9 protein-coding genes and 2 pseudogenes are annotated in these 11,790 nt (G+C 72.9%); 6 read left to right on the forward strand and 5 right to left on the reverse strand.

Annotation, left to right across the window (positions count from 1 at the left end):
* Nucleotides 1-33 precede the first annotated feature (33 nt).
* From C7C45_RS22480 to C7C45_RS22490, 3 genes are all read right to left on the reverse strand, one after another.
* Nucleotides 34-1,458, reverse strand: coding sequence for a hypothetical protein (locus tag C7C45_RS22480; RefSeq protein WP_110565665.1), 1,425 nt, complete (start codon nt 1,456-1,458; stop codon nt 34-36).
* On the reverse strand, nt 1,455-1,958 hold the full coding sequence (locus C7C45_RS22485; RefSeq protein ID WP_110565666.1) for a SigE family RNA polymerase sigma factor: 504 nt from the start codon (nt 1,956-1,958) through the stop codon (nt 1,455-1,457). The genes C7C45_RS22480 and C7C45_RS22485 overlap by 4 nt, the downstream gene beginning before the upstream one ends.
* Before the next feature lie 92 nt (nt 1,959-2,050).
* On the reverse strand, nt 2,051-2,278 hold the full coding sequence (locus C7C45_RS22490; RefSeq protein WP_425271158.1) for an SDR family NAD(P)-dependent oxidoreductase: 228 nt from the start codon (nt 2,276-2,278) through the stop codon (nt 2,051-2,053).
* Nucleotides 2,279-2,386: 108 nt separating this feature from the next.
* Here C7C45_RS22490 and C7C45_RS22495 point away from each other — a divergent pair, with 108 nt between their 5' ends.
* Nucleotides 2,387-3,529, forward strand: a complete 1,143-nt coding sequence (locus C7C45_RS22495; RefSeq protein ID WP_110565667.1) for a polysaccharide pyruvyl transferase family protein — start codon at nt 2,387-2,389, stop codon at nt 3,527-3,529.
* 8 nt (nt 3,530-3,537) lie between these two features.
* On the opposite strand, the gene C7C45_RS22500 is transcribed toward C7C45_RS22495, so the two are convergent.
* Entirely contained in the window at nt 3,538-3,744 is a 207-nt protein-coding gene (locus C7C45_RS22500; protein ID WP_110565668.1) for a hypothetical protein, read from the reverse strand.
* An 82-nt stretch (nt 3,745-3,826) separates the two neighbouring features.
* On the opposite strand from C7C45_RS22500, the gene C7C45_RS22505 reads away from it, so the two are divergent.
* From C7C45_RS22505 to C7C45_RS22515, 4 genes and pseudogenes are all read left to right on the forward strand, one after another.
* The gene (locus tag C7C45_RS22505; protein ID WP_110565669.1) at nt 3,827-4,345 is read left to right on the forward strand and encodes a DinB family protein; all 519 of its coding nucleotides are present in this window, start codon (nt 3,827-3,829) and stop codon (nt 4,343-4,345) included.
* A 223-nt stretch (nt 4,346-4,568) separates the two neighbouring features.
* A pseudogene (locus C7C45_RS36020) lies at nt 4,569-5,811 on the forward strand (hypothetical protein); the annotation flags it as partial.
* Between the two features lie 122 nt (nt 5,812-5,933).
* Nucleotides 5,934-8,102 (forward strand): annotated as a pseudogene (locus C7C45_RS22510) (DEAD/DEAH box helicase); the annotation flags it as partial.
* Nucleotides 8,102-9,010 carry an SWIM zinc finger family protein gene (locus C7C45_RS22515; RefSeq protein ID WP_110565671.1) on the forward strand — a complete coding sequence of 303 codons (909 nt, stop codon included), beginning with the start codon at nt 8,102-8,104 and terminating at the stop codon, nt 9,008-9,010. The pseudogene C7C45_RS22510 and the gene C7C45_RS22515, both read left to right, overlap by 1 nt.
* A 4-nt stretch (nt 9,011-9,014) precedes the next feature.
* On the opposite strand, the gene C7C45_RS22520 is transcribed toward C7C45_RS22515, so the two are convergent.
* On the reverse strand, nt 9,015-9,272 hold the full coding sequence (locus tag C7C45_RS22520; RefSeq protein WP_110565672.1) for a DUF3040 domain-containing protein: 258 nt from the start codon (nt 9,270-9,272) through the stop codon (nt 9,015-9,017).
* A gap of 431 nt (nt 9,273-9,703) precedes the next feature.
* Here C7C45_RS22520 and C7C45_RS22525 point away from each other — a divergent pair, with 431 nt between their 5' ends.
* A complete protein-coding gene (locus tag C7C45_RS22525) occupies nt 9,704-11,788 on the forward strand; it encodes a DUF1800 domain-containing protein (protein ID WP_110565673.1) in 2,085 nt (694 codons plus the stop codon).
* The last annotated feature ends 2 nt before the right edge of the window (nt 11,789-11,790 follow it).

Raw genomic sequence — 11,790 nt, forward strand, 5'->3', positions numbered from 1 at the left:
AGCGGGTGCAGGACACCGTCACCGTCGCGCTGATCACCTCGCTGTCCACGTTGGCCGCTGCCGCCCTGGCCGGGCTGGTCGACATGCCCGCTTGACCCGCCGATCATCGAGCCACAGCGCGATCCGCTGGCGACCCACGTACAGCATGCTCACGGTGACCAGCACCGTGAGGAGACCGGACCAGAGCCAGAACCGGCCACCCACCCCGCCGGGTGGTCGCGCGTCCCGGATGCGTCCACTGCGGATCACCTGGTCGGCGACGTCGACGGCGACCACCTGGTCCGGTGCGGTCAGCACGGTTCGCGGCGCGGTCGCGCCGGGTGTCAGGGCCAGCACCCGCACGGTGTGCACCTGCTGGTCGCTCGTGGCCGGCGGGTCCGTCTGCTCCTCCAGCGGTGGGTCGGGGGCGAGCGGGTCCGGTTCGTAGGCCGCCACGAGCGCCGACCCGTCCGGCGCCCAGCCGAGCAGCCGGATGGCGACGACCCCGGACACCGCGGGCAGGCGCAGTGGCCCGACGTCTCGTCCGGTGGTGGGATCGACCTGGCGCAGGGTCCACTCGTCGGTCTCGGAACGGCGGGTGGCCAGGGTCAGCGCGGCGCCGTCGGGACGCCACGCACCCTTGCCGGCCAGCCAGGTCTCGTCGGGCAGGGCGAACGAGGACTGCTCCCGGCCGTCCAGGTCGGTCACCGCGACCGTGCGGCCGTACTGGTAGGCGAGCCGGCCCGGCGCGGCGGCGACAACCGAGCCGACGTGCGCCTCCTCGGCGGTGGCGGCCAGCCTGGTCCATCGCTTTTCGCCAACTGTCACCGCGCTCAGCACCGTGGTGTAGGTGGCCCCCTCGAACGTGACCGGCACGTCGTCGCGGACCACCAGCGACCCGCCGTCGGCGGACCAGCCGACCGGTGAGCTCGACACACTACGGTCGACGGTCGACGTCAGCCGCTGGGTCCGGCCGGTGACCAGGTCGATGACGTCGACGCGCGGATCGTCCTGGTCTCCGTCCGGCCGGGCCAGGTACCGACCGTCCGGGGAGAGGTGGACCGACTCGCCCGCCAACGACTCCCCGCCCATCCGCATGATCCGGTAGCTGTCGGAGTCCGCGTCGACCACGCCGACGACGTTGATGTCGTTCCACCCGTGCAGACGCGGTGCCGGACCATCGAAGATGACCGACGCCGGACCCAGCCGTGGGCGGTCGGTGACGTGCAGCGTACCGATCGGGGGCAGACCGACCCGGTCGGGCAGTGTGGCGTCCGCGGTGGCGGCCGGCCCGGGTGCGGGGGTACGCGCCAACGGCAGCGCCACCCCGGCCACCACGAGCACCAGAAGCGCCCCGGTTGCGGCGGTCAGCCGACGCCGACGGTCGCGGCGGGCGGTGGCGAGGGCCCGCTCGTACACCGGGTAGGCCGGCACGCCCTCAGCGGTGGACCGGAGCGCCTCGCGGAGTCGGGCGGTCATCGGGTGCTCCTCTCCGCGGTGGCGTCGACCAGCTCCGGAGCGACCGCTCGCAGCCGGCGCAGGCCGTCGTGGCCGTGTCGTTTGACGGTGCCGAGGGTGCAGCCCAGCGCATCGGCGACCTGGGCCTCGGTCAGGTCCTCGTAGTAGCGCAGCACGATAACCGCCCGTTGCCGTGGGGTGAGCTGGCGCAGCGCCGCGTCCAGCGACAGCCGCAGCGTCGTGGCCTCGCTGTGATCCGTGTCGGCCCGTTCGGTGAGCTCGGCCTCCAGCCGCTCGACGAGTCGACGGCGTCGCCACCAGGAGACCTGCTGGTGGTACATGACCCGCCGCACGTACGCCTCGGGGTTGCCGTCGCGGACGCGCCGCCAGTGCCGGTAGGTGCGGGCCAGGGCGGTCTGCACCAGATCCTCGGCGAGCTGGTGGTCACCGGTGAGCAGGTACGCGGTCCGGCAGAGAGCCGGAGAACGGTGCACCACGAATTCGTGGAACGACTCGACCATGCCCACCCCCTCGCCCAGGAGAAACGCCTCCCACCCGGGAGATGGTTGAGGCCGGGCGGCGCCGGATGTGGTGGCGACGCCGCCCGGACTCCTCAGCTGGTGAAACCGCCGTCCACGTTGATCACGGCGCCGACCAGGAAGACGGCCGCGTTGTTCACCAGGATGTCCAGCCGACCCAGGTCGGCGGCCGCCCGGTCGACCGCACCCCGTACGGCGGTCGGGTCGACGCCGTCGGCCTGGATGGCCAGCGCGCGTCGGCCCATGGCTTCGATCCCGGCGGCGCGGGGCCGTGGGCGCACACGCCGGATGATTCCGCTCATCGAGGCGGAACCCGCCCAACCGAGCGCGACCCGGCCGGGTCCCCGCGCAGGGTTGTTCACCTGCCCAGCGGGAAACCGGCGCGGACCGCACCTGGGGAGGAGCGACGGATGACGCACGGTGCCGGACTGACCATCGGTGTGCTCGGCTCGTACGGTGGGCGAAACCTCGGCGACGAGGCGATCCTCACCGGCCTGCTCACCGATCTGCGCACGCAGGAGCCGAATGCCCGGATCATCGTCTTCTCCCGCAACCCGGAGCACACCAGGGCTGCCCACCCGGACGTCGAGGCCGTGCCCTGGGAGGGCGTCAGCCGCACCGACTCCGCCCTGGTCCTCGCCCAGCTCGACCTGCTCATCCTGGGCGGCGGCGGCATCCTCTACGACCGGGAGGCCCGCCGTTACCTGCGGGTCGTCCGGGTCGCCCAGGAGCGTGGCCTGCCCCTGATCACGTACGCGGTGGGGGTTGGGCCGCTCAGCGACGCGGTGGACACCGGCATGGTCCGCGAGACTCTCTCCGGCGCGACCCAGGTGACGGTTCGGGACCAGGAGTCCCGGATGGTGCTGGAGGAGGCCGGCCTGCTCAACCCGATCACGGTCACCGCGGACCCGGCGTTCCTGTTGCAGCCGGAGGACTTCCCGGCGCACCTGCTGGCCGAGGAGGGTGTGCCGGTCGGTAAGCGGCTGGTGGGGATCAGCGTGCGGGAGCCGGGGCGGGCCGCCGAACGGCTGGACGTGGATGGTTACCACCGGCTGCTGGCCCAGATCGGTGACTTCCTGGTGCACCGGATCGACGCGTACGTGCTGTTCGTGCCGATGGAACGCGACGACATCCGGCACGCCCACGGGGTGCTCTCACACATGGTCGCCGCCGATCGGGGTCGAATTCTGCACGGCACCTACACCCCGCAGCAGGTACTCGGGCTGATGCGCCACTTCGATTTGGCCGTGGGCATGCGCCTGCACTTTCTGATCTTCGCGGCGATGGTCGGCACACCGTTCCTGCCCCTGCCGTACGCCGGCAAGGTCTTCGACCTGGCCCAGCGGCTCGGCGTGCCGGCGCTGCGCGGTGTGGAGCGGGAGGTGGAGGGGCCGCTACTGGCCGAGGTCGACCGGCTGTGGGACGAGCGGGAGCAACGTGCCGAGGCCACCGCCCGGCGGGTGGCGGAGGTGTGCGAGCAGGCGCGGGGCACCTCGGAGGTCACCCGTGGCGTGTTGGAAGGCCTGCGCAGCCAGGCCCTCACCCGGGTCTGAGCGGGCGCTCACACCGCGGGGCCGGTCCACCGGTAGTGCCACTCGCGGGCCTCTTCACGGGCGGTCTCCAACTCGTAGATCTGCGCCTCGGCGAGTCCACCCGGGCCGAGGTGATGGTGGGTCAGCGGTGGGCGGCCGTTGCTGTCCAGTTCGACGGTGATGGTCTGCCCGTCCGCCGTGCCGCCGACGAGGAGGATCTGCACGGATGAAGCCATGCGCCCATCCTGCCCGTCGGGCCGCCCGCCCGCAGCGGATAGCGGGGCAGCGGGAGACCCGTCCCGTGGCTAGGGTCGGCAGATGGAGCAGACGATCGATCCGACGCTGGGGCCGGTGCTCGCGCGCACCGGTGACGAACGCGCCGTGCTGGAGTCGTTCCTCGACTTCCACCGCGCGGTGCTGCTGCGCAAGCTGCGCGGCCTCTCCGACGCCGACGCCGGCCGGCGGCTGGTGCCCTCGGCGACCACGCTCGCCGGGCTGGTCAAGCACCTGACCCTGGTCGAGCGGAACTGGTTTCCGACCCTGCTGGCCCCCGAGCCCGGCGACGTCTACCTGACCTCGGAGGAGGACGCGGTGGCGAGCTTCACGCTCGGCGAGCAGGACACCATCGTCGGGCTCACCGAGGCGTACGAGCGGGCCTGCGCGCGGTCCCGCGCCGCCGCCGCGAGCTTCGACCTCGACCACGTGGTGCCGCACCCGCAGCTCGGCGAGGTGTCGCTGCGCTGGATCCTGGTGCACATGATCGAGGAGACGGCTCGGCACGCCGGTCACGCCGACATCCTGCGGGAGCTGACCGACGGCGACTCGGGCGCGTTCTGATCGACCCAGCCACGAAGGCACCGCCCGCCCTCCCGCCCTCCCTCCTGCATGCGCGATCTTGCACTTTCTGTTCCGGCATAAGGCACATCCCGCCGAAAACGCCGACACCAACTGCAAGATCGCGTCGAGTGTCCGCGCGGGCGGGGCGTGTTGGTTGGTGGGCGCGGGTTGTTGCCCGTCAGGGCCGCCTATCCTGGGCGCGGGCGGCGACGAGGGGGAGCAGGTGCTGGTCATCCACGGGCTGTGGCTGCCCGGCGACGGCTCGACCGCCGGCCTCGCCGTCTGGGCCGAGGACAGCGCCGCGCCGCCCCCGCCGGCTCGTCCAGGCCGGCCGCCCCGGGAACGCCCGCATCCCTTCGCCGCCGGGCACGCCGACCTGGCCGCCGTCCTCGCCGACGCCGCCGAACCGGCCCGCCCGGACACCGTGCTGCTCACCCTGCCCACCCGGGCGGGCACGCCGACCGACTCACCCGAGCTGATCCGGACCGCCGTCGCACCCCCGGCCCGCGGCCGGCTCACCCTGGCCGGGTGGCGGGTGCCCGTGCTGGTGTACGCCCCGGACGACGCGCTGTCGCTGCTGCGCAACTCCGAAGAACTCCCGGCAGTGGCCGGGGCGACCCTGCGTCACCTCGCCGAGTTGGCTGACTTCGCCGCCGACCTGGTGACCCGTGGCCGCGTGCTCCCCGGCGTCAGCACGACCGCGGCTCCCCGGCTGCCCGGCGCTGCCGAACCGGCGCCGGCGGGCGCTGCGGCCACGGCGCGGTCGGGCGCTGCCGTCACGGCGCCGGCGGGCGCTGCGGCCACGGCGCGGTCGGGCGCTGCCGAACCGGCGCCGGCGGGCGCTGCGGCCACGGCGCGGTCGGGCGCTGCGGCCACGGTGCCGGCGGGCGCTGCGGCCACGGTGCCGGCGGGCGCTGCGGCCACGGCGCGGTCGGGCGCTGCGGCCACGGTGCCGGCGGGCGCTGCCGAAACGGCGTCGGCGCGGGCGGTCTGGCGTCCGCTGCTGACCGGCACCGACGCCGGCTGGGCGCGGGCGCTCGCGCTGGCCCTGCCACCGGCCGCCCGAGCCGCCGCCATCGCGCCGGTTGCCGGTGCGGTGCAGTCCACCCCGACTACCGTCCCGGCTGCCGCCGCCTCAGCGACTACCGCGTCAGCGGCTACCGCCTCAGCGACCACCGGGGCGGGCCGGGCCGAGTTGACCGCCGCCGCGCTGGTCGCGGATGCGCTCGACGCGCTGACCGACGCCGCCGCGCGGGCTGCTCTGGCGACCACCACGCTGGCCCGAGGGCTGCGGCCCGGTGGCCCGGCACCGGCCTGGTTGGCCGCCCTCGCCGGCCCCCAGCGCGACTTCACCGTCGACCCGGCCGCGCTGGCCACCCTTCGCGCCGAACTGGACGCCTGGCAGCGCGACGCAGCTGGCGGCCCGGTACGGGCCAGTTTCCGCTTGGTGGAACCAGCCCCCGACGAGGTCACCGAGCCGATCCTGGCCACCCGCCCGGTGCCGGTCGACCCCAAACCACCGGGCGACACCGAGCCCCAGACCGACACCGAGCCTCAGACCGACACCGAGCTGGTGCCGGTCGGGTCGGTCGGTGGCGGGCGTTGGCGGCTCGAATTCGGGTTGCAGGCGGCTGACGAACCCGGTCTGCACGTCGACGCCGGGCAGGTCTGGCGGGCGCCGCAGACGCTCTCCGGCCTGGCCGGCCGTACGGCCAGCGTGCAGGAGACGCTGCTCGCCGAGCTGGGGCGGGCCAGCCGGCTCTGGCCGGACCTGGACGCTGCGCTGCGTACCGCCGCCCCGGAGGCGATGCAACTGGACGTCGAGGGAGCACACCGGTTCCTCAGCGAGGGTGCTCCGGTGCTGCACGCGGCCGGTTTCGGGGTGCTGCTGCCCTCCTGGTGGCAGCGTCCGTCGGCGCGGCTCGGCGCCCGGTTGCGGGCCCGCAGCCGTACCGCGCCGGGCACGGTGGGTGGCACCGACGCCGGTGTCGGTCTGGACGCCCTGGTCGACTACCGCTGGGAGATCGCGCTCGGCGACCAGCCGCTGTCCGCCGAGGAGTTGGCCACGCTGGCCGAGATGAAGACCCCGCTGGTGCGCCTACGCGGCCGGTGGGTCGAGCTGGATCCGGGGCGGCTCGCCGCCGGCCTGCGCCTGCTCCGCTCCACGGGTGAGTTGACAGTCGTCGACCTGCTCCGCCTCGGGCTGGCCGACGGCGACGCCACCGGGGCGCTGCCGGTGCTGGAGGTGACCGCCGACGGGGCGTTGGGGGATCTGCTCGCCGGTGCGGTCGAGCGACGGCTCACCCCGCTGGACCCGCCGCCGGGCTTCCGGGGGACGCTGCGGCCGTACCAGCGGCGGGGGTTGGCCTGGCTGGCCTTCCTGCGCTCGCTCGGCCTGGGTGGTGTGCTCGCCGACGACATGGGGTTGGGCAAGACGGTGCAGTTGCTCGCGCTGCTCGCCGGGGACCCGGCAGAGGCCGGGCCGACCCTGCTGGTCTGTCCGATGTCGCTGGTCGGCAACTGGCAGCGGGAGGCAGCGCGGTTCACCCCGGGGTTGCGGGTGCACGTACACCATGGTGCGGAGCGGGCGCGGGGGGCGGAGTTCACGGCGGCCGCGCACGGCGCGGACCTGGTCCTCACCACCTACTCGGTGGCCGCCCGCGATGCCGCCGACCTGGCCGGCATCGACTGGCACCGGGTGGTGGTGGACGAGGCGCAGGCGATCAAGAACGCGTCGACCCGGCAGGCCGAGGCGGTCCGCGCGCTGCCCGCCCGGCAGCGGGTGGCGGTGACCGGTACGCCGGTGGAGAACCGACTCGCCGACCTCTGGTCGATCATGCAGTTCGCCAACCCGGGCCTGCTGGGGCCGGCTGCGACGTTCCGTAAACGGTTCGCCGAGCCGATCGAACGGCATGGCGACGCCGAGGCCGCCGAGCGGTTACGCCGGATCACCGGCCCGTTCGTGTTGCGCCGACTCAAGACCGACTCGTCGATCATCTCGGACCTGCCGGAGAAGCTCGAGATGGAGGTGCTCTGCAACCTCACCGCCGAGCAGGCCGCCCTGTACCGGGTGGTGGTCGACGACATGCTGGCCCGGATCGAGACCAGCGACGGCATCGAACGACGCGGTCTGGTGCTGGCCACCATGACCCGGCTCAAGCAGGTCTGCAACCACCCGGCTCAACTGCTGCGCGACGGCTCGTCGCTGGAGGGCCGGTCCGGCAAGCTGGCCCGCCTGACCGAGATCGTGGAGGAGGTGCTGGCGGCGGGGGAGCGGGCTCTGCTGTTCACGCAGTACGCCGAGTTCGGCGCGATGCTGCGCGGTCACCTGTCGGCGCGGTTCGGCCGGGAGGTGCTGTTCCTGCACGGCGGCGTCGGCAAGGCCGAGCGGGACGCGATGGTGCAGCGCTTCCAGTCGGCGGAGGGTCCGCCGCTGTTCGTCCTCTCCCTCAAGGCCGGTGGCACCGGGCTCACCCTGACCGCCGCGAACCACGTGGTGCACGTGGACCGCTGGTGGAACCCGGCGGTGGAGGACCAGGCCACCGACCGGGCGTTCCGGATCGGGCAGAGCCGACGGGTGCAGGTCCGCAAGTTCGTCTGCGCCGGCACGGTGGAGGAGAAGGTGGCCGCGATGATCGCCGAGAAGCGCAGCCTGGCCGAGCGGGTGGTCGGCACCGGCGAGCAGTGGATCACCGAGTTGTCCACCGGCCAGTTGCGGGACCTGTTCGCCCTGGAGGCCGGCGCGGTGGTCGAGTGATGAGCACCGACCGTTTCGCCGACTACGGCCGTCCCCGCAAGGTCGACGGGGGGCTGCGGGCGCGCAGCGCCCGGGGCGCGATCGGCCGGTCCTGGTGGTCCCGGCGTTTCCTGGAGGTGCTGGAGTCGTTCGCGCTCGGCACCCGGCTGACCCGGGGCCGGTCGTACGCGCGGGCCGGTCAGGTGCTCACGCTCGACATCGCACCCGGACGGGTCAGCGCGGTGGTGCAGGGTTCTCGGCCGCAGCCGTACCAGGTGTCCATCGCACTGCAGCCGTTCCCGGCCGCGCTCTGGTCCCGGATCGAGGCGGAGTTGGCCGGGCAGGCGTTCTTCAGTGCCCGACTGCTCGCCGGGGACCTTCCCGACGAGTTGGAGGAGCTGTTCGTCGCCGCCGGCGCGCCGCTCTTTCCGGCCGGGGTGGACGAGCTGACCCAGCGGTGCAACTGCCCCGACTTCGCGGTGCCGTGCAAGCACCTGGCGGCGACGTTCTACCTGCTGGCCGAGGCGTTCGACGCGGACCCGTTCGAGCTGCTGCACTGGCGCGGCCGATCCCGCGCCGAGCTGCTCGACGAACTTCGTGCCCGGCGGGTCGAGGCCACCGGTGCCGCGTCGCCACCTGCCCCGGTCGCCGCACCGTCCGAACCGGACGACGCGGCGTCCGGAGTGGTCGTTGCGGCGCCGCTCGGTGCGGCCCGTGCGCTCGCCGGGCTGTCGGCGACCCCGCTGGCCGAGTCGGCGGACCGGTTCTGGTTGCCGCCGGTGCCGCTGCCCGATCGCCCGCCCCGACTGGTGACCGGCCCCGACCTGCTGCTGCGCCAGTTGGGAGCGCCAGCGCCGGCCATCGGCGGGCCGGGACTGCTCGAACGGTTGCGCCGCGCGTACCGGGCGTTCGGCCCGGCCGACCGGTGAGTCGTCACGTCCAGCGGCGGCGGAACCGCCACATGATCGCCGCGTTGGCCACCAGCACCACCGCGCAGATCGCACCGGTCAGCCGACCGGCGAACACGGCTATCGCCGGTAGCGACGCCCACAGCACGATGGTCAACAACATCAGGTAGCGGCCCCTCCGGGCCCGGACCCGGTGGTCCAGCCGGGCGAAGAAGGCCGGGTCACTCTCCCGGAGCTGACGGGTGATCTGGTCGAACCTGCGCTGATCCTCTTTGCTGAGCATGGCGCTGCCTTCCCCTCACGCGTTCAGCGGTTCGGCGGCATACCCGCTGCGGTGGCGGCTCACGCTCGCCTGCTGCCGCTACTTTTCCTCGACGCGAGGGCACCTCATGTCCGGCTTACCCGAACCTTAACTTTGCCTGTGGTGCGGAACGACGCGGAAAGTGTCGCGTACGGCGTCGTGGTCCGATCCGTACCCGGCTGCCGTGCGTACGCCCTGCTGGGAAGGTCCCCCGACGCCTCCGGCCCACCGCCCCTCCCCGAGGTCGCGCTGAGCGCTGTCTTAAGTGCCCCCACGAGGGCGTTCAGCCCACCTTGAAGGCACCTGGGGCCTTGGCTACCTTGCCGTAGCAACCCCCTCAGGCAACAGTCGCCGCACCTGCCGCACCTGCCCGGTCGCAGCTTTCGGCGCTCATCAGAAATCGGGATTGGTACATGGCCGACCAGAATGTGCCACCACGTCGACCACGGGACGACCGCGGTTGGGACGGACGCCAGCACCACAGCGCGGACGGCTACGGCGACCCCCACGCGTCCACGCCCTACGGGTACGACTCGGCCCACCCCTACCAGGGCGGCTACCCGGCGCAGGCCGACCCGCGCGAGCAGTACGGCGACGGGTACGCGCACGCCGGACACCCCGCCCCCGCCCCGCGCGGCCCACAGTGGGTCGGCCCGGAGGGGCTCGGCCGTCCGGTCGGCACCGGACTGCCCACCCTGGACGATGACGACGAGTCCGGTCGCAAGGTCGGCCGGCGCAAGGCCATGGTCGCCCTCGGCGGCACCGCTGCCGTCGTCGCCGGAGGCGCGGCGCTCGCCATGACCCCGCAGCTCCGCGGCCTGTTCGGCGACGAGGCCGTGGCCGGCGACGCGACCGGCAGCACGGTGACCGACGGCACCGCGGCGCGGCCCAGCGGCCAGCAGCCCAGCACGGTACGCACGTACACCGAGCAGAACGAGAGCTACATGGGCTCCCGCGCCGGCGAGGCGCTGAAGAAGAACACGCCGACCGGTGGACGGACCCTGTCCGGTCCGGCCGCCGCCGCGGCGGCGACCCAGGTGACCGTCAAGACCGTGCTGGCCAAGGACCCGATCCTGCACCTGGCCCGACGTGCCACCTTCGGGCCGACGCCCGCGGTGATCGCCGACATCAAGAATCAGGGCATCGACGCCTGGATCCGCGCACAGCTCGCCCCGGAGAAGATCGAGCCGAGCAAGGCCGAGCTGAAGCTCACCGAGCTGCCCACCCTGAAGCTCGACGCGCAGCAGTTGCGCGCCCAGCGCGACCAGCTCAACGATCAGGGCGCCCAGCCGGAGCGAGAGATGGTCGACGCCACCGTCGCCCGGCAGATCTGGTCCAACCGTCAGCTGTTCGAGGTGATGGTCGACTTCTGGAACGACTTCCTGCACGTCGCCGCCGACTTCGACGGCGGCGAGGTCTACCGCAACTCGTTCGACCAGGACGTCGTGCGCAAGCACGCGCTGGGCAGCTACCCGGAGATGCTGGTCGCCGCGAACAAGCACCCCGCGCTGCTGATCTACCTGAACCAGAAGGACTCCCGCAAGGACGCGATCAACGAGAACCTCGCCCGGGAGAACCTCGAGCTCTACTCGGTCGGCGTCGACGGTGGTTACGAGGAGCAGGACGTCCGGCAGGCGGCCATGCTGCAGACCGGCCGCGGCATCGACCGGGACGGCAAGTACGTCTTCAAGCCCGAGCAGCACTACGTCGGCAAGGTGAAGATCCTCGGCTTCACCCACGCGAACAACTCGGCGGACCCGAAGAAGGCCGACGCCGCGATCGACGCGTACATCACCTACCTCGCGAAGCACCCGTCGACCGCGAAGTACGTCGCGCAGAGCCTGGCGACGCGGTTCGTCTCGGACACCCCGCCGAAGTCCCTGGTGGACCGGCTGGCCAAGATCTACACCACCAACAACGGCCTGATCAAGCCGGTGCTGATGGCGCTGTTCTGCTCCACCGAGTTCTGGGCCGCGGTGGGCCAGAAGGTGCGTCGACCGATGGAGTACCTGGTCGCCACGTACCGCGTCCTGGGCGTCTCGCCGGAAGCGTCACCGAAGCACAACAACGGCGACAACAAGCGCACCCCGTACGCCCGGGGCCTGCGGCAGATCCACGACAAGCTGCGCGAGCTGGGCCACTTCCCGATGGGTCAGCCCACCCCGGACGGTTACCCGGACGTCTACGTCGCGTGGACGTCGGCCGGCACCATGGTCAACGGCTGGAACGAGGCGGGCGAGATCCTCGCCGGCTACCGCACCACCTTCACGTACACGGCTCCGGAGAAGCTGGTCGCCAAGCCGCCGGCCACCGCCGGGGCGTACGTGGACGCACTCTCTGCGCGGCTGGTGGGTCAGAAGCTGAGCACGCGGGAGAAGAACCTGATTCTCGGCGTGGCCGGCGTGCCGGCGACCGCCAAGGTCGACGCCACGTTCAACGGGGCCATCACCGCCGTCGCGCGGGCGATCCTCGCTTCCCCCCAGCACCACCTCCGGTGAGG

Origin of the sequence: Micromonospora arborensis (genome assembly GCF_003205615.1) — a bacterium.
GTDB classification, from domain to species: Bacteria; Actinomycetota; Actinomycetes; order Mycobacteriales; family Micromonosporaceae; genus Micromonospora; species Micromonospora arborensis.